The organism is Streptococcus oralis (assembly GCF_001578935.1).
Taxonomy (GTDB): domain Bacteria; phylum Bacillota; class Bacilli; order Lactobacillales; family Streptococcaceae; genus Streptococcus; species Streptococcus oralis_R.
This window is the reverse complement of sequence record NZ_KQ969522.1, coordinates 472454-490000: the sequence shown is the minus strand read 5'-3', so window position 1 is coordinate 490000 and position 17547 is coordinate 472454. Positions and strand designations below refer to the sequence as shown.

16 protein-coding genes, 1 tRNA gene and 1 pseudogene are annotated in these 17547 nt (G+C 36.2%); 3 read left to right on the top strand and 15 right to left on the bottom strand.

What is annotated here, in order from left to right; genetic code table 11:
* Positions 1 to 108: 108 nt before the first annotated feature.
* From ftsH to SORDD15_RS08650, 15 genes and pseudogenes are all read right to left on the bottom strand, one after another.
* A complete protein-coding gene (gene ftsH, locus SORDD15_RS08720) occupies positions 109 to 2067 on the bottom strand; it encodes an ATP-dependent zinc metalloprotease FtsH (protein WP_061416403.1) in 1959 nt (652 codons plus the stop codon).
* A 15-nt stretch (positions 2068 to 2082) separates the two neighbouring features.
* Positions 2083 to 2625 carry a hypoxanthine phosphoribosyltransferase gene (hpt, locus tag SORDD15_RS08715; protein WP_061416400.1) on the bottom strand — a complete coding sequence of 181 codons (543 nt, stop codon included), beginning with the start codon at positions 2623 to 2625 and terminating at the stop codon, positions 2083 to 2085.
* A 4-nt stretch (positions 2626 to 2629) separates the two neighbouring features.
* On the bottom strand, positions 2630 to 3907 hold the full coding sequence (gene tilS / locus SORDD15_RS08710) for a tRNA lysidine(34) synthetase TilS (RefSeq protein WP_061416399.1): 1278 nt from the start codon (positions 3905 to 3907) through the stop codon (positions 2630 to 2632).
* Positions 3904 to 5172, bottom strand: coding sequence for a serine hydrolase (locus SORDD15_RS08705; protein WP_061416396.1), 1269 nt, complete (start codon positions 5170 to 5172; stop codon positions 3904 to 3906). The genes tilS and SORDD15_RS08705 overlap by 4 nt, the downstream gene beginning before the upstream one ends.
* Positions 5165 to 5287 carry an SP_0009 family protein gene (locus SORDD15_RS10620; RefSeq protein WP_000429343.1) on the bottom strand — a complete coding sequence of 41 codons (123 nt, stop codon included), beginning with the start codon at positions 5285 to 5287 and terminating at the stop codon, positions 5165 to 5167. Before SORDD15_RS10620 ends, SORDD15_RS08705 begins: the two co-directional genes overlap by 8 nt.
* 4 nt (positions 5288 to 5291) lie before the next feature.
* On the bottom strand, positions 5292 to 5660 hold the full coding sequence (locus SORDD15_RS08695; RefSeq protein ID WP_061416393.1) for a septum formation initiator family protein: 369 nt from the start codon (positions 5658 to 5660) through the stop codon (positions 5292 to 5294).
* On the bottom strand, positions 5653 to 5919 hold the full coding sequence (locus SORDD15_RS08690) for an RNA-binding S4 domain-containing protein (protein ID WP_001234975.1): 267 nt from the start codon (positions 5917 to 5919) through the stop codon (positions 5653 to 5655). Before SORDD15_RS08690 ends, SORDD15_RS08695 begins: the two co-directional genes overlap by 8 nt.
* Positions 5920 to 5976: 57 nt before the next feature.
* Positions 5977 to 9480, bottom strand: coding sequence for a transcription-repair coupling factor (gene mfd / locus SORDD15_RS08685; RefSeq protein ID WP_061416390.1), 3504 nt, complete (start codon positions 9478 to 9480; stop codon positions 5977 to 5979).
* Positions 9481 to 10050, bottom strand: a complete 570-nt coding sequence (gene pth, locus SORDD15_RS08680; protein WP_061416387.1) for an aminoacyl-tRNA hydrolase — start codon at positions 10048 to 10050, stop codon at positions 9481 to 9483. It lies immediately after the preceding gene.
* A 73-nt stretch (positions 10051 to 10123) separates the two neighbouring features.
* Positions 10124 to 11239, bottom strand: a complete 1116-nt coding sequence (gene ychF, locus SORDD15_RS08675) for a redox-regulated ATPase YchF (protein ID WP_061416384.1) — start codon at positions 11237 to 11239, stop codon at positions 10124 to 10126.
* 84 nt (positions 11240 to 11323) lie between these two features.
* Entirely contained in the window at positions 11324 to 11518 is a 195-nt protein-coding gene (locus SORDD15_RS08670) for a DUF951 domain-containing protein (protein WP_061416381.1), read from the bottom strand.
* 64 nt (positions 11519 to 11582) lie between these two features.
* Positions 11583 to 12719 carry a DNA polymerase III subunit beta gene (dnaN, locus tag SORDD15_RS08665; protein ID WP_061416378.1) on the bottom strand — a complete coding sequence of 379 codons (1137 nt, stop codon included), beginning with the start codon at positions 12717 to 12719 and terminating at the stop codon, positions 11583 to 11585.
* A 158-nt stretch (positions 12720 to 12877) separates the two neighbouring features.
* A complete protein-coding gene (gene dnaA / locus SORDD15_RS08660; RefSeq protein ID WP_061416375.1) occupies positions 12878 to 14239 on the bottom strand; it encodes a chromosomal replication initiator protein DnaA in 1362 nt (453 codons plus the stop codon).
* Positions 14240 to 14455: 216 nt separating this feature from the next.
* Positions 14456 to 15213 (bottom strand): annotated as a pseudogene (locus SORDD15_RS08655) (ParB/RepB/Spo0J family partition protein).
* Positions 15214 to 15270: 57 nt separating this feature from the next.
* Entirely contained in the window at positions 15271 to 16467 is a 1197-nt protein-coding gene (locus SORDD15_RS08650) for a serine protease HtrA (protein WP_061416372.1), read from the bottom strand.
* 185 nt (positions 16468 to 16652) lie between these two features.
* On the opposite strand from SORDD15_RS08650, the gene rlmH reads away from it, so the two are divergent.
* The 3 genes from rlmH (at position 16653) to comC (ending at position 17542) form a co-directional block, all read left to right on the top strand.
* Positions 16653 to 17132, top strand: coding sequence for a 23S rRNA (pseudouridine(1915)-N(3))-methyltransferase RlmH (gene rlmH / locus SORDD15_RS08645; protein WP_061416369.1), 480 nt, complete (start codon positions 16653 to 16655; stop codon positions 17130 to 17132).
* Between the two features lie 43 nt (positions 17133 to 17175).
* Positions 17176 to 17249: transfer RNA gene (locus SORDD15_RS08640), tRNA-Arg, on the top strand.
* Positions 17250 to 17416: 167 nt separating this feature from the next.
* The gene (gene comC / locus SORDD15_RS08635; RefSeq protein ID WP_061416367.1) at positions 17417 to 17542 is read left to right on the top strand and encodes a competence-stimulating peptide ComC; all 126 of its coding nucleotides are present in this window, start codon (positions 17417 to 17419) and stop codon (positions 17540 to 17542) included.
* The last annotated feature ends 5 nt before the right edge of the window (positions 17543 to 17547 follow it).

The window sequence follows — 17547 nt, the reverse complement described above, 5'->3', positions numbered from 1 at the left end:
ATCCAGTAGCTTATCATCTAAGCCTGTACGAGGAGGGTCGACTATCAGGGCATCTGCTCGGTAGCCATCACATTAGAACATAAAAAGAGAGGTTGAACCTCTCTAAATTTATTTTTCTTCACTCATTTTTGATTTTACTTCATCATAAGATAGTGCATGGGATTCCTCTTCTACGGTCTCAGGCATTTTTCCAGTTTCGTAGAGAGATTTGATTTGCGCACTATCCAATGTTTCGTATTTCAACAATGCTTCTGCAATCAACTTGTGGGTTTCACGATTTGATTGAATAATTTCAGCTGCTTTATTTCGTGCCTCATTTAATAATAAACGTACTTCTTCATCAATCTCATAGGCTGTTTGTTCTGAAATTGATTTTTGAGGACTTTGTGCACCAAACATAGCATGATTACCTTCGTATTGAACTGGTCCTAGTTTTTCACTCATACCGTATTCAGTGACCATTGCACGGGCCATCTGAGTAGCTTGTTCAAAGTCATTTGAGGCCCCTGTAGTTTGAACATTAAAGATAATCTCTTCAGCTACACGACCACCCATCAAACCTGCCAATTGCTCTTTCATATCTTCTTTAGACAGAAGCATTTGATCTTCTTTAGGAAGTGCAATCATGTATCCGCCTGCACGTCCACGTGGTACGATGGTAACTTTATGAACAACACGGGCATTTGACAAGACTAAACCAACAATGGTATGTCCAGCCTCGTGGTAGGCAACCAATTCACGTTCCCTTTGTGATACTGTTTTATCCTTCTTAGATGGTCCAGCAATCACTCTGTCCTCTGCCTCATCAATATCTGAAGCATCAATGATTGATTTGTTGCGACGGGCTGCAACCAAGGCTGCCTCGTTTAGAACATTTTCTAAGTCAGCTCCCACAAAGCCTGGGGTTTGTTGGGCAACTAGTTTCAAATCAACATCGTCTGCCAGAGGTTTATTTTTAGCGTGAACTTTCAAGATTGCTTCACGACCTTTAACATCAGGGCGACCAACTAAAACTTTTCTATCAAAACGTCCTGGACGGAGAAGAGCTGGATCTAGAACATCTGAACGGTTCGTCGCAGCGATAACGATGATTCCTTCATTTCCCTCAAAACCATCCATTTCAATCAAGAGTTGGTTCAAGGTTTGTTCACGTTCATCATTTCCTCCACCAAGACCAACACCACGTTGGCGACCAACAGCATCAATTTCATCGATAAAGATGATGGCTGGCGCTGCTTTTTTTGCATCCTCAAAAAGAGAACGAACGCGGCTTGCACCAACTCCGACAAACATTTCTACAAAGTCAGAACCTGAGATACTAAAGAATGGAACACCTGCTTCCCCAGCAACTGCCTTAGCAAGTAAGGTCTTACCTGTTCCCGGAGGTCCCTCCAAAAGAACACCTGCAGGAATACGCGCACCAAGTTTGGTAAAGCGTTTTGGATCTTTTAGGAATTCAACAACTTCTACTAATTCTTGTTTTTCTTCCTCAGCACCTGCAACATCCGAGAAACGAACCTTAATATCTTCCTTGTTAGCAGCCTTGGCCTTGCTACGTCCAAAACTCATTGGATTTCTACTATTATTTCCTCCCATATTTCCCATCATAGAGAATAAGAAGAAGAAAAGAATAGCAAATGGCACAACAGAGACAAGGATATTGATCCACATACCGCTTGAACTCTCATGTTTGACTGCAACCTGTGTTTTATGATCTGCGGCTAATTTTTGCAAATCTGCTACTGTTGTATCAGATGGGAGGATAATACTTGAGAATCTCTCGACTTTTGTTGTAGCAGGTGAGAAAAACTGAATACCTGTTTCTTCTTTGGTATCTTTTGCTGTGTTATAAACACCTGAAACCTCAATCACACTACCATTTGGTTGATAAGTCAGTTCTTTTACATTATCATCTGTGATTTCTTTGACCAATTCCGTATAATTAATTTGCTGACTTCTCCCAGCAGTATTTCCAGAGTAAAAATACTGGAATCCTGTCACTAGGAAGAAGATAATTAACAAGTATAGAAATGGATTTCTAACTAAACCATTATTTTGTTTTTTCATTAAAGATAGATCTTTCTAATTTGAATAAACTTCTTCTTTCAATACTCCGACATAAGGAAGGTTACGATAATTTTCCTTATAATCCAGACCATAACCTACTACAAACTCATTTGGAATAGTAAAACAAGTATAATCCGCTTCAATTTCAACAACGCGTCCATCTGGTTTGTCCAACAAAGTCGCGATTTTAACAGAAGCTGCTTCTCTTGCAATAAACATATCTCTCAAACTCTTCAAAGTTTGACCTGTATCGATGATATCCTCTACAAATAAAACATGTCTTCCTTTGATATCTTGAGTCACATCTTGCTTAATATTGATAACACCACTACTTGCTGTTCCACCATGGTAACTAGATACCATCATGAAGTCCATCTCAATATGCGTATCAATATGTTTGACCAATTCAGCCATAAAAGGAATCGATCCTTTCAGAATTCCAATAAGAATTGGATTTTTCCCCTCATATTCTTTTGTTAGTTGTGCACCTAGCTTTTTAGCTGCTTCTGTAATTTCATCATGTGAAACGAGGATTTTTTTAATATCGTGTTCTAACATCTTTTTACCTATCTATTTTTTCTATATAAATTACAGTGTTCATTATATCATTTTTCGTGTTTTTACTCAAATCACTGGTCGCAATTCCTAAAATTGAGACAATTTCTCCAAATTGCTCAATAATAGGGGTTGTTTTTCGTTTTTCCATAGGAATTTTCAAATCTATAAATAAACGTCTCAGTTTCTTTCGATGCCCATTCAGGATAAGAACATCGCCAGGTTTTCGACATCTAATATGTACAGATGTTTCCCGTGAAACCGTTACTTTTTGAACAAAATCCCCTTCAATAGGAATACCAAAGGAAAATAAATAACCCATATATCGAACTTGATTTTGATAGTGTAACACAAGTTCATCTTCCTTTTCATCGGCCTGAGGACTGATTTTACAAATTTGAAACTGTTGATACTCTTTTATCAATTCGTAACCATTTTTAAGAGAATGACGATACTGGCTTTTCGTTGCTAAAATCTGTCGAACTTCATCAAACTGAGCCTTCGTCAGATTTAAGTCTGGAAATTGATTGAGATAGTTCTGAAGTAAGACCCCTTGAGTTTGTTGAGAGTATGAAAATAGCTCATTCAAATCTTCCACATCAATTTGTTTAGAAAGTTCCGTTATTGTTGCTTGGTAATCTGAAATTTCCCTTCCTAAATCTAAAAGGGCGGATTTAAGACGAGGATTTTCTTTTTCAAGTTCTGGTAAATACCTATTCCGAATGCGATTGCGAAAATAGGTATTTTCCTGATTTGTTTGATCTTCGAAATGAAAAATTTGTGGAAAAATTTTTTTATGAAAAGGCAGCAAGGGACGGATAATTTCAATATCATCAACTACTTGACTTTCTTTTATTCCTGTTAAATGGCGTAGCCGACTTCCTCGAATCAAGCGCATCAAAATCGTTTCAACCTGATCATCTGCATGGTGGGCAGTAACCAAGGCAGTCGCTCCAACCTCTTTCATGATTTTCCTAAAAAAATCATAACGAAACTCTCGAGCACGCGCTTCTGAAAAGTCTCCTGAAAAGCTTGTGACATAAATAGGAAGTTCAGCTGCATCAGCTAACTTCCTTAGTTCATTTTCCTCCCAGTCAGACTCACTTCTCTGCTTGTGATTTACATGTGCTAAAATCAATTCAATTCCCAACTCTTTTTGGTAAGTAGACAATAGCTGGAATAAAAACATTGAATCCAGTCCACCAGACAGAGCCAATAAAACTTTAGAATGTTCTTTGAAATACTCCTTTCGGAGAAAATGATTTAAAAAATCCTGTTCCCTCATTTTAGAACCTCATAGACATCCTTGGCTATCTTAGCAATAGTATCATAATCAGAATTTTTGGTAAAAATAGAAAGAACAAAAGGAGAATCCGTATAAACAATGGCAGTGTCATGTTTAAACTCGTCGGCATCTCCAATTTTATGAGCTACCTTAACCGAAACACCTTTTGCAATTCGTTGGTTGTCAAAATCGGTCTTACCTAGAGACTCTAAGACAAAACCATTCTGATTATAAATAGCTTCCATGACCTTTCCAGCCATTTTTGAAGAAGTCAATTTATCATTCACATCCCAATCTTCACCCATAATGATGGACATTTTTTCTTTGAAAGCCCCGTCAGATTGATTGGTCACGTAATAACCTAAAATATTATGAGCAACATTGTCAGACTCTTTTGTTACCTTGGTAATTAACTGTTGAAGACTGTATTCTTTGTTATCTTCTTTTTTAGGCAAGCTACCACTACCTTCTGGTTTATAGGACCCAGGAAAACTATTTACTTCTGGGATATACTTGAAGCTACTGTCTAGCGTATATTCCCCTTGATTTATCTTATCTTGAGCATAATAAAGGTAGGCTAGTTTCAAGATGCTAGCTGCATAGAGTTTGCTGTCTTCATTCACCCCAGCCTCTTTACCTGTACTCAGTTGTTTAACATAAATAGAATAATTTTCATTCTGATAGTTGTTTGATAAAACTTCTTGAACCTTCTGGATGCGATTGTCTTCTTCTGAGGTGAACTCTTTTGATACCCACCCAACTTGATCAATATGAAGAAATTCTTGTCCCTCAGCAAAGAGAGTTCTATCCACTGTTACGCGTTGATAGGGAGAGAGGGATGAAGAAATTTCTTTGGAGTCATAAGGGCTGTTATAGATAACAAACCCCGGCTCCAACCATACTTGTCTATTTTGAGTTTGAACTTGACTTTGATCATAGACCAAACGCTTATCTGCAAGGATAAACTGGTGATTATCTAATTTAAAAACAGGAACACCTTGTTTATTCAAACGCCATTCTACTATTTTAAAGGTGGTTCCAGAAGTTAATTTACCAGACTCCTTGACAAGGTCCTCATTAGCATAGACAGCTGTTTCTCCGTAAACCATTGGGGTTTCCAGAGTTTCTTTATAGTAGAATCCATAATCAGACTCGGTTAGATAATAAATTTCTTGCGAAGAGTAAGGAAGCTGTTTTTCTGTGCTAACTACTCTTGAGGTTATGATAAAAGCAGGTAGCAGTAAAACTACTAAGAACTTACGCATTCTTCTCTTCCCTTTCTTCTTGTAATCGTAATAAATGGTTTTTAGCTGCCAATTCCTCTAATTTTTCATCTGATAAACTTAAAAATTGCTCAACAACTTCCAATAAATTTTCCATGACATTACCTCGGAAGCAAATCTGGAATTGTGTAAATTGCTTCTCGTTTCTTTGAGTAATAGTACTTGGCGCGTGCATATTTTGCTACATAGTCTTCATCTTTCAACTTTGCAGCAAAGGCGGATTCCTTATCCTTTTCGTCACTAAGAGTTTGGTACTGCTCTTTCAACTCTGTCAATTGCTGACGGCGTTGCAGTAACTGATCATAGCTTTGGGCCAAGTTATAAGTTGGTAAAATAAACAACAAGATCATCAAAATAAGGATCCAACCCATAAAACGATTTCTTTTTTGTCTCTCCTTCATCAGGTAACGACGACGTTGATGTTCATTTTGAATAAAAGAATTATTCATCTGTACAATATTTTTAGACATTTTCTTCTACCCGTGTTTCACTGAGAATTTCATACATGCCTGCTGCATCTTCTTTTTTTGTACTATCTTTCATCTCCAGTACTTTTACAAGTAGCAACTTATTACCAAAACGAATTTCAACTTGGTCATCAACTTTCAAATCCGTTGAACTTTTGGCCAAGATTCCGTTCACCTTGATTCTACCTTTATCTGCTACTTCCTTTGCGACTGTGCGGCGCTTAATAATTCGTGATACTTTTAAATACTTGTCTAATCTCATTTTTATTACCTCAAATTATTATTGTACCATTTTTATCCTTTTTATAGAAGAAAAATGTTATAGGGAATTACCGTCTTTCAACTCTTTTATCTCTAATAAACTTTCTCCAAAAATCAGCAGACCTTCTAAAATTTCATAATCCTTCTTGTTTCGAACATCAAATACGACTTCCATTACTCCCTTATTCTCAGCTATGGCTGCTTTTAAGTTCGTTGCGGATAAGGCTTTAAAATAATCTTGAGCCAAGAATAGTCGTTGAGTGACTTTTTCAAATTGAACTGTAATCTTATTTTCTTTTCTTTCCACACGTTCCACAAAGACCTGATCCAAATATGACTTGACCAAACCAATTTCTAAAAGATAGGCTACTACATCTGGGTATTCTCCAAAGCGATCCATCAATTCTTCTTGTAGTTCTTCATAGTTGACACGGTTGTCAATTTGACGAATTTTCTTGTAAATTTCAATCTTATGTCGTTGATCAGAAATATAAGTATCAGGAAGATAAGCATCGATTTGTAAAATCAACTCAGCATTTCCTTTTGTTCTTGTGTTCCCATTGCCATTACGTTTAGCAATAGCTTCCTCTAGTAACTGAGAATACAATTCAAAACCAACAGAATCAATGAAACCTGATTGGGATTTTCCTAGGAGATTTCCTGCTCCACGAATCGAAAGATCTCGCATCGCAATCTTAAATCCTGAGCCTAATTCTGTAAATCCCTTAATCGCTTCTAATCTCTTTTCAGAGACTTCACTGATTGATTTTTCTGGACGATACATGAGATAAGCATAAGCAATACGATTGCTACGACCAACTCTTCCTCTTAATTGATACAAGGTTGACAAGCCCATATGATCTGCATTTTCAATAAATAAGGTATTGGCGTTTGGAATATCTACCCCTGTCTCAATAATAGTAGTTGTCACCAAAATATCATATTGTCCTTCAATAAAGTCCAGTAGAGTATTTTCTAACTGAATTTCACTCATTTGTCCGTGAACATACCCAATTGAAGCCTCTGGAATCAACTCCTGTAATTCTGAAACCTTCTGGTCAATCGTGTCAACTTTGTTGTAAAGATAGTAAACTTGACCTCCACGCTCCATTTCACGCAAGACAGCATCACGAATGACACTATCATTCTTCTCTAATACATAGGTTTGAACAGGATAGCGATTGGTTGGAGGAGTTTCAATAACAGACAAATCTCGGATTCCCAGCATAGACATGTGGAGAGTACGAGGGATTGGCGTTGCTGTCAAGGTTAGAACATCTACTTGTTTTTTCAGTTCTTTCAAAGTTTCCTTATGCTTGACACCAAATCGTTGTTCCTCATCAATAATCATCAATCCCAAATCTGAAAACACAACATCTTTTGATAAAACACGATGCGTTCCAATCAAAATATCGACTTGACCATTCTTTAGTTTTTCAAGTGTCTCTGCCTGCTCTTTTTTACTTCTAAAGCGACTCAACACATCAATATTAACTGCAAAATTTTGGAATCGTTCCTTAAAATTCGTATAGTGCTGTTGCGCTAAAACCGTCGTTGGAACTAGAACGACTACCTGTTTGTGATCATTGACCGCCTTAAAGGCAGCACGCATTGCAACCTCAGTCTTCCCAAAACCAACATCTCCAACCAGAAGTCGATCCATGGGATGAGAATCTTGCATATCTCTCTTGATTTCCTCAATACTACGAAGTTGATCATCCGTTTCAACATAAGGGAAGGTATCATCAAAAGCATGTTGATCTTCATCATCAGCTGAGAAAGCAAAACCCTTCAACTGACTACGCTCAGAATAGAGTTTTATTAAATCGTCAGCTATATCCTCTACCTGGTTCTTAACTTTTTGCTTGGCCTTTTTGAAATGACCGTCATTTAATTTATTGAGTTTTGGAGGTTTCCCATCACTTGAAACATATTTAGACAGTAACTGAATCTGCTCTACTGGGATAGAGATTTGGTCACCATTTTGATACTGTACACTGACATAATCACGATGAATACCTTGGATTTCAATTGTTTCGATTCCTAAATATTGACCAATTCCATGGATATGGTGAACAACGTAGTCCCCTTTTTCAAGTTCATTATAATCTTTTAATCGCTCTGCATTTGAAGCATGTTGTCTTCTAAACCGACGTTTTAATTTCTTTTGAAAAATCTCATGTTCAGTAATCAAGAGAATTTTTTCATCTACAAAATGAAAACCATGTCTTAGATTACCCTCAATCAAGTTTACAGATTCTTTACAGATACTTGACTTATCTCTGGAATCCAATTTGATCTGATATTCCTCTAAAACATCCTCCAATGTTTTACTTCCCATTGAATTGCTAGACTGCAAAACAATGGTGTAGTCCATTTTTTTGTATCGCTCTATTTCTTCTTTAAGAAAAGAAAACTGATTGAAGAATTCTTGCATGGGATATTGATTAAATTGATAAATGTGATCAAACTTGAAATTTCCTAAGCCCTTTTGCAGATTGGAGAAAAAGGTAACTGGACTTTGTTTTTTATAGGTTTGCTCTGTATCTGCAAAATACTGCATCCCAGAAAATGATTTACCATTCTGTAAATCTTCTGTAAAGTATTGTGCTAATTCTCTTTCAAAGGATTCATACTGATTCATCAATTTTTGATAGTCATCAAAAAATACTGGTGTATCTTTTTCAATATAATCAAATACAGTCCATGTTTTATCATAACATAAGGACAAAAACTTTCGACTATCTGAATGTACTTGTTTTTGATGAAAACTTGACAAAATTTCTTCTAGATAGGATTTCAAAATCGGCGATAGAGTCTTCGAAATTTGCTTTTCTAAAGCTAACTGTCCTCGTTGATAATCTTTTTCTCTCAAAAGTATGTCGCTAGCTGGAAAGATAGTGAGGTTTGTCTGATTTTCTTTTGATAATTGTGTTTCGACTTCAAAAGTACGAATACCATCTACTTCATCACCAAAAAACTCGATTCGGAAAGGTTCTAACTGAGACATCTCAAAAATATCTAAAATATCTCCTCGAATACTAAACTCACCTTGGGTCTGTACTTGTGTAACTTTGCGATAGCCTATTTCCTTTAATTTGTGAAGAAGGTCATGTTGATCATATTCTTCACCAACTGCAATTTTTATAGTACTTTCTTTAAATCTAGTCGGAGAGGGTAAAATTAACCGACTCGCTGCGATATTACAAACTAAAATCCCTTTCTTAGACGGATCACTCAAAAAACGCAAGGCCTCAACCCGCGAAATGATTTTTTCTTGTGAAGACATCAAAAACTCTACCATAGGAGAGTCATCAACCAAAAATGGATAGACAAGTTCCTCTCCTAAGAGAGAAAGAAGATCACTGATAATTCGTTCTGCTTCTCCATAAGTTGAAGTCAGTAACACAATCTTATTTTCTTTTTCTAGACTGCTTGCAATTGCAATAGCCTTGGTAGACGTTGATAAACCAAGTATTAGTTGTCTTTTCTTATCTATCAGATTTTGATGCCATTTTTTTATCTGGTCATTTTCTGAGAATAAATCTAATAAAGTTACCATTTAACCATTATACCTCTGCATTGTTTTCTCAAAGTTTTTCTCTTGTAAATAGTAGTTTACAGCATCGTCAACCTTGTCAATAGACTGTAAAATACCCACATAGTCATCCTGATCAAACTTACTTAAAACATGATGAACAACTGACATGCCTTTTTTAGGTCTTCCAATACCTATTTTAACACGGTTAAATACCTGAGTCCCTATATGTTGAATAATAGACTTGATACCATTATGACCACCTGCTGAGCCCTTTGCTCTTAAACGAAGTTTCCCAACTTCCATGTCAAGATCGTCGTAAATAACGAGTAAATCTTCAATATCCAAACCATAGTAAGTCAATAAAGCATGAACCGCTTTTCCACTTTCATTCATAAATGTTGTTGGTTTGACGAGATAAATTTTTTCTCCATTGAGGAAAAAAGATGCTAGGTCAGCTTGAAATATCTTGTCATGTGTAAAAGTGACGTTTTGCTTTTTAGCTAGTTGGTCAATCAACATAAATCCAACATTGTGTTTGGTTTCAAAATATTTATCCCCTGGATTTCCTAATCCAACAAGTAATTTAGTCATTTATTTTTCCTTTCAAAAGCCAAAAGGGTTGGAATTTTTTTCCAACCTAATTGACACTATTTATTAAATGTTATTAAACGTTAAAGCGGAATTCCATGATATCGCCATCTTGAACGATATATTCTTTTCCTTCTTCACGCAAACGTCCAGCTTCTTTTACAGCCTTTTCAGATCCATATTTCACTAAATCATCATATGACATGGTTACTGCACGAATAAACCCTTTTTCAAAGTCTGAGTGGATAATACCAGCTGCTTGAGGAGCTTTCACCCCTCGCTTAAAGGTCCAAGCACGGACTTCTTTTTCACCAGCTGTGAAGTAAGTTCCAAGTCCAAGCAAGTGATAGGCTGCACGAGTCAACTTGTCAACGCCTGATTCAGTCAAACCAAGTGCTTCAAGAAACTCTTGCTTATCCTCGTCGTCTAACTCAGAAATTTCTTCCTCAGCACGCGCAGAAATAACGACTACTTCAGCATTTTCTGTCGCTGCAAATTCTCGAATTTGTTTAACATAGTCGATAGAGTCTGGATCTGAAACTACATCCTCATCCACATTAGCAACATAAAGAACTGGTTTAGTGGTCAAAAGGAAGAGACCTTTGACAACCTTTTGTTCCTCATCTGTGAATTCAATGGTACGAGCTGATTTTCCATCTTCAAGGACTGGTTTAATCTTTTGAAGAACGTTAAACTCTGCTACTGATTCTTTATCTTTTTGCGTACGTGCCATCTTTTCTACACGCGCATAGCGTTTATTAACTGATTCTAAGTCAGCAAGAATCAACTCTAGGTTAATGGTATCAATATCTGCAAGTGGATCCACAAAGGCGTCTTCACGTCCTTGCTCGCGCATAACATTTTCGTCATCAAAAGCACGAACTACGTGAACAATCGCGTCTACTTCACGAATATTGGCCAAGAATTTATTCCCTAGCCCTTCTCCTTTTGAAGCTCCTTTTACAATCCCTGCAATATCTGTAAATTCAAATGTTGTTGGAACTGTCTTTTTAGGTGTAATCATTTCCGTTAGTTTTTGTAGGCGTTCATCTGGAACTTCAACCATTCCAACGTTTGGATCAATAGTCGCAAATGGGTAGTTTGCTGCCTCTGCTCCTGCTTTTGTAATTGCATTAAAAAGGGTTGATTTACCAACGTTTGGCAAACCAACGATACCTGCTGTTAAAGCCATAGTTTCTCATTCTCCGTTCTCATTTCAATCCCTAACATTATAACACAAAAAGGGAAAACTTGCTAACCCTCTAACTAAGGGTTCTTAGTCAATAATCTTATTCATTTTTCGTTCAAAATCATAGCGACTCATCATGACAAGGTGGTCACAATTGCTACATTTGATTTTGATATCTGCCCCTAAACGTGTAATTTCCCAACGATTGGCTTTTTTACCTGTTGATTTAATTGTGCAAGCATGTGGCTTTTTCATCTCAACAAAATTTCCAACTTGATACATACTACTCTCCTTTTCTTTTTTGATTATATCATAAAAGAGGCGAGCCAGGCTCAACCTCTTTCACTTAATTTGTACGAACTGGTGTGATAAGCTGCATAAAATCTTCGTCAGTATCTGTTGGCACAAGAGTAAATGGACGAACTGCTGAGATAAAGCTAATAGTCACCTTTTCGCTATTTAAAGCCTTGAGGGAATCAATCAAGTAAGTTGGGTTGAAACTAATAGTCAAATCATCCCCGGTCACCTGCTCCGTATCGATTTCTTCGTTTACTTTACCAACCTCTGGAGAGTGAACATGGGCGCTAACAACTCCACCTTTAATTTCAAGCTTCACAGTACCATTTTGAGTCGCACTTGATAAGAGACGTGCACGCTCCATAGATTGACGCAAATTAACCACATCAAAAGTAATTGTAGTGTTAAAGTCTGTTGGAATCAAACGATCTGTATCAGGATAATTACCTTCTAGGAGACGAGTGTAGAAGCTAATATTTTCGCTTCTAAAGAGGATTTGATTATTTGCAAAGAAAATCTCTACAGTTTCAATATCATCTGTAAATACCGCTGAAAATTCGCGGAGAGATCGACTAGGAATTACCACATCGAAATCATCTCCATTTTTTTCAAGAGTCAATTTCTTCTGGCTAAGTCGGTGTGAGTCTGTCGCAACTGTTTTTAGTTCTTTGTTTTGGCTTAATACAAAATGAACACCTGTTAAGATAGGACGACTCTCTTGCGTACTTGCAGCAAAAGCTGTTTCATTGATAATTTTCTTGAGTAGTTTGGTTTCAAGAACCAAAGGTGTGCTTGCTGAAATTTCTTGGATTCGTGGGTACTGTTCGCTATCTTTTCCTTTTAGAGTAATTTCTGACTTGCCACTAGTTAAGACAATTTGTTTTTGTTCAATCTCTTTGAAATCTAGCGTTACATCTGGAAGACTGGATACCACATTGATAAAGAAAGAAGCTTCAAGAAGAATCGAACCCAAAGAAGTAATCAAGAGACCAGCATCTTCATTCTTTTGAGAAATGAAATTTTCAATAGAAATTTGACCGTTTGATCCAATTAAAGTAATTCCTTCATTGGTAACGTCAATTTTGATTGTTGATAAAATTGGAATAGCATTTTTAGAGCTGATTGCTCGTTTTGTGGTATTTAAGGCTTGTAGAAATAAATTTTTATTGATTGAAAAATGAATCATGGATTCTCCTTTATTTATTTTTAGTATTAGAAAGTTAATAGTAATAATAGAGTGTGTGAATTCTGTGGAAAACTGGGTACTATTTAGTAAACTTAAGCTTCTAAGCTTGTTTAAAAAATGTGGATAAAAAAGATAAGAAAAGAAAAGTTATCCACAAGCTACTTAATTTTCTTTTTGATTGCTTCTATTTCTAAACGTAAATTATCGTCTTCGTCAATCAATGATTTGATTTTAGCATGGGCATGAATAACGGTGGTGTGATCCTTTCCGCCAAATTCTTTTCCGATTTTTGGAAGACTGTTATCTGTCAGTTCTCTAGCTAGATACATAGCAACCTGACGTGCCAAAACGATGTTCTGAACTCGTCTCGTCCCCTTCATTTCTTTGACGCTCACTCCATAAAAATTACCAACTTCAGTTTGGATTTTCTCAATTGGAATAACAAGTATCTGGCGGGCGTCTTGCTTACGTGCTCTAATAGCTTCTGCAGCAATATCAATGGTGATGTCTTTAATCTTCTTCACTCTGGCAATTAAAGTGATATCGTTGATTGCTCCTTCCAATTCTCGAACATTTGAATCAAATTGGCCAGCCAAGTATTCCAGAGTATCACTTTGGAAATGGTAATCCAAGTGCTCTGTTTTACTTTGAAGAATGGCGATACGTGTCTCAAAGTCAGGAGGAGTGATATTTTGCGTCAATCCCCAGCTAAAGCGCGTGACAAGTCTCTCTTCAAGTCCTTCTAGGTGTTTAGGACTTCGATCACTGGTTAGGACAATCTGTTTCTGCTTATCATGAAGAGCATTGAAGGTATTGAAAAATTCTTCCTGGGTCGCGACTTTTTTGCCACTGAGAGATTGGATATCATCGATCAACAAGAGATCAAGACTACGGTAAGTCTTTTTGAACTTTTCCATTTCCCCAAGTCGTAAGTGTTCAAGAAAGTCATTGATAAAGCTTTCGGCAGGAATGTACTTGACACGCGCATCAGGAATATTTTTCAAAATCTCATTTCCAATCGCATTGAGCAAGTGAGTCTTTCCAAGACCAGGTCCTCCATAGATGAAAAGAGGATTATAAGTCAGAGCTAAATCTTCAGATACAGCTAGTGCAGCAGACACCGCCCAAACATTCCCATCGCCTTGAATAAAGTTATCAAAGGTATATTTTTCTTTTAATCCTGTTTCAGAATAGGGAATCGTTGGTAGTATAGGTGTATAATCGTAAGTAGAGACACTACTCGTATCATTTACTTGAGGAGATTCTGTACTCTGAGGTTTAGTAAAAATATAGTGAGGTTTGATTTCAGAATCATAAATTTCAAAACCAGCAGCAATGATAATATCTTTTAATTGCTTTTCCCACACCATTTCCATCTCTGATCTCGGTAGAAATATAGTAGCTGTATTTTCTTCTACTTTGATGAGTTCAGCAGGTGTAGCATAGAAATCATACATAGATCGAGTCAATCTTTCTTGAGCAAATTCTAAAATACGATTCCAAAATTGCTTTTCTTTCAACTAGTTTTCCTCCTTTACTATGATTTTAGTAGTTTAGTGCTAGACTTATTTTACCATAGATAGTAGGATTTTTCCACAGATTGGGGAAAAGAATCCACAATGTTAGCAGTATTTATCCACAGGTTGGGGATAAATAGCTATTTCCTTGATTCAATAGGGTTTTTGATAAAAAAATTAGTGGATAAATTTGTGGGTTAAGAAAATAAAAGAACAGCCTTATTTCAGGCTGTTAATAATTCTATCGTATTCTTCTTGACTTGAAAAGGAGATAATAATCTTTCCGGTATCTCTTTTTGAAAGTTTAATTTCTACACTTAAACCGAGTAGTTTTTTTAATTGATCTTCTTCGTATTTGATGAAAGAATCACTTTTTTTCTGCTTCTTGTTTTTTTTTCTGTAAGAAGTGTTTCCAACTTTCTAACAGAGATGTCTTCATTTTTGATTAGTTGGAAGAAATAGTCTTGCTGCTCTTTGTCCAAACCAACTAGTGAACGTGCATGCGCTTGAGAAATTTTTCCATTTTCTACTTCAGCTAAGATATATTCTGGTAGGGAAAGTAAACGAATAAAATTAGTGATATAAGGACGAGATTTCCCCATTTTATCCGCTATCTCAGTGTGAGTAAATCCTTTTTCTACTAAAGATTCGTAGGCGCGTGCTTCTTCAACAGGATTTAAATTTTCTCTCTGCAAATTCTCAATGATTGACTGGATCATCATTTCCTGATCTGAGAGGTGCTTTACAACGGCTGGAATAGAGGTCAGACCAGCCAAGAGAGAAGCTCGATATCGTCTCTCTCCTGCAAGGATTTCATAACCAATTACAGGAGATTGACGAACGATGATTGGTTGGATGAGCCCATTTTCTTTGATTGACTGAGCTAATTCCTTTATTTTATCTGCATCAAATTCTTTCCGAGGTTGGTAAGGATTCTTTTGTATTTCAGAGATAGAAATCATTTCAAATTTTTCCATGATTCTACACTAACATATCTTTTACTTTCTGTAAAGTTTTCTTTACACTTATGTCAATTAAGACTCTAAATCTCCAGAATTCTTATCTAGTTTAATTGAGGTTGTTTCCTCCTTACCATTACGGTAGTAGGTTACTTTGATAGTATCTCCGATAGCATGATTGTAAAGAGCGTGTTGTAGGTCTGTTGATGAAGCAATCTCTTTATCGTCAACTTTGGTAATGACATCGTATTTTTGAAGATGTCCATTTGCTGGCATATTGTTTTGAACAGATCGAACAACTACACCTGAAGTGAGGCCACTTGGAATGTTAAGTTTTCTAAGATCACTAGCTCCAACATTTGATAGATTGACCATTTGAATTCCAAGAGCAGGACGAGTCACTTTACCATCACTTTCAAGCTGTTTAATGATATTTTGTGCATCGTTTGAAGGAATTGCAAAACCAAGACCTTCTACAGATGTTCCACCATTACTTGCAATTTTACTTGATGTAATACCAATTACTTGTCCTTGAATGTTTACAAGTGGACCACCAGAGTTACCAGGGTTAATGGCTGTATCTGTTTGAATGGCTTTTGTTGAAATAGCTTGACCATCTTCAGATTTTAGAGAAACATTTCGATTAAGACTTGAAATAATCCCCTGTGTAACTGTGTTAGCATATTCTGAACCTAGAGGACTACCGATAGCAATCGCTGTTTCTCCAACACTAAGTTGACTTGAATCCCCAAATTCTGCTACTGTTGTAACTTTTTCTGAAGAAATTTTAACGACAGCAATATCAGAGAAGGTATCAGATCCGACAATTTCACCAGGAACCTTGGTACCATCAGCCAAGCGTATATCAACTTTTGAAGCTCCATTAATAACGTGAGTATTAGTTACAAGATAGGCATCTTTATCATCCTTTTTATAGATAACACCTGATCCCTCACTTGCGATTTGTTGATTGTCTGAATCAGAATTAGTGTCGTCAGCATTAAATACACTACTTTGTCTACTGCTAGAAGAAGAATAAGTAATGACTGAGACAACAGCATCCTTAACTTTATTTACTGCTTGAGTGGTTGAATTTTCATTCTTATAGGATGTTTGAGTGACAGTGCCAGAATTATTATTTGTAGCTTGATTTCCTTGTTTTTGATAAAGTTGTAATGTTACGAAACTTCCTAATGCACCACTTAAAAATCCTATTAGAATGATTACAAGAACTTTAACTCCTTTTTTGTAAAATTTTTGTAAGTGTTTCATAAACGCCTCCGTTTGTTATTTATTTACTCAGATTATAAACCTATTAACTTAATCCAAACTTAAAAGTTTAAAGTTTTACACAAGTTGTGGATAACTCACTTTATTCTGTGAATTCACTAGTAATTTTGAATGATTTTTTTGTGTATAAGATGTGAAATGAAGTGTGGATATGATAGAATAGAAGAATGAAAATAAAAATTGTAACAGTAGGAAAATTAAAAGAAAAATACCTTAAAGATGGAATTGCTGAATATACCAAACGAATTTCACGTTTCGCCAAATTAGAAATGATTGAGCTCACTGATGAGAAGACACCTGACAAAGCCAGTGAATTAGAAAATCAAAAAATCTTGGAAACAGAAGGTGAAAGAATTCTTTCTAAGGTTGGAGAAAGAGACTTTGTCGTTGTACTAGCCATTGAAGGAAAAACATTCTCCTCAGAGGAATTTAGTAAGCAACTAGAGCAAGCTTCTATCAAAGGATATTCAACGCTTACTTTTATTATTGGAGGAAGTTTGGGTCTAGCTCCTATTGTAAAAAATAGGGCCAATCTTTCTGTCAGTTTTGGACGTCTGACATTACCACATCAGTTAATGAGATTGGTTTTAGTTGAACAAATTTACCGTGCTTTTACAATTCAGCAGGGTTCTCCTTACCATAAATAGAAGATTGACTTAGCTCTTGTTTTTTGATAGAATGGTCATGTTAGGTCTCATAGCTCAGCTGGATAGAGCATTCGCCTTCTAAGCGAACGGTCGCAGGTTCGAATCCTGCTGGGATCAATTTTAGATGCGAAGCTGGGATGAATCCCAGCTTTTTTCTTAAAAAAGTGCGTTTCAGGTTCAAAAATGTACAGTTGGGAAGAATTTTTTCTTACATGGTCTTCATTTTGTATAATAGGTGTGTAAGTTAACTTACAAAAAGAAAAAATAATACAGGAGATTTCATTATGAAAAATACAGTAAAGTTGGAACAATTTAAAGAGGTAACAGAGGCAGAATTGCAGGAGATTCGGGGTGGAGACTTGAGAATTTCAGAATCAATTCGTAATCTTATTTTTCCAAGAAAAAAGTAATAAAA

Excerpts from the sequence above, each read along its gene's own strand:
- ftsH (WP_061416403.1), bottom strand. The coding sequence starts at position 2,067 with ATGAAAAAACAAAATAATGGTTTAGTTAGAAATCCATTTCTATACTTG.
- hpt (WP_061416400.1), bottom strand. The coding sequence starts at position 2,625 with ATGTTAGAACACGATATTAAAAAAATCCTCGTTTCACATGATGAAATT.
- tilS (WP_061416399.1), bottom strand. The coding sequence starts at position 3,907 with ATGAGGGAACAGGATTTTTTAAATCATTTTCTCCGAAAGGAGTATTTC.
- SORDD15_RS08705 (WP_061416396.1), bottom strand. The coding sequence starts at position 5,172 with ATGCGTAAGTTCTTAGTAGTTTTACTGCTACCTGCTTTTATCATAACC.
- SORDD15_RS10620 (WP_000429343.1), bottom strand. The coding sequence starts at position 5,287 with ATGGAAAATTTATTGGAAGTTGTTGAGCAATTTTTAAGTTTATCAGAT.
- SORDD15_RS08695 (WP_061416393.1), bottom strand. The coding sequence starts at position 5,660 with ATGTCTAAAAATATTGTACAGATGAATAATTCTTTTATTCAAAATGAA.
- SORDD15_RS08690 (WP_001234975.1), bottom strand. The coding sequence starts at position 5,919 with ATGAGATTAGACAAGTATTTAAAAGTATCACGAATTATTAAGCGCCGC.
- mfd (WP_061416390.1), bottom strand. The coding sequence starts at position 9,480 with ATGGTAACTTTATTAGATTTATTCTCAGAAAATGACCAGATAAAAAAA.
- pth (WP_061416387.1), bottom strand. The coding sequence starts at position 10,050 with ATGACTAAATTACTTGTTGGATTAGGAAATCCAGGGGATAAATATTTT.
- ychF (WP_061416384.1), bottom strand. The coding sequence starts at position 11,239 with ATGGCTTTAACAGCAGGTATCGTTGGTTTGCCAAACGTTGGTAAATCA.
- SORDD15_RS08670 (WP_061416381.1), bottom strand. The coding sequence starts at position 11,518 with ATGTATCAAGTTGGAAATTTTGTTGAGATGAAAAAGCCACATGCTTGC.
- dnaN (WP_061416378.1), bottom strand. The coding sequence starts at position 12,719 with ATGATTCATTTTTCAATCAATAAAAATTTATTTCTACAAGCCTTAAAT.
- SORDD15_RS08650 (WP_061416372.1), bottom strand. The coding sequence starts at position 16,467 with ATGAAACACTTACAAAAATTTTACAAAAAAGGAGTTAAAGTTCTTGTA.
- rlmH (WP_061416369.1), top strand. The coding sequence starts at position 16,653 with ATGAAAATAAAAATTGTAACAGTAGGAAAATTAAAAGAAAAATACCTT.
- comC (WP_061416367.1), top strand. The coding sequence starts at position 17,417 with ATGAAAAATACAGTAAAGTTGGAACAATTTAAAGAGGTAACAGAGGCA.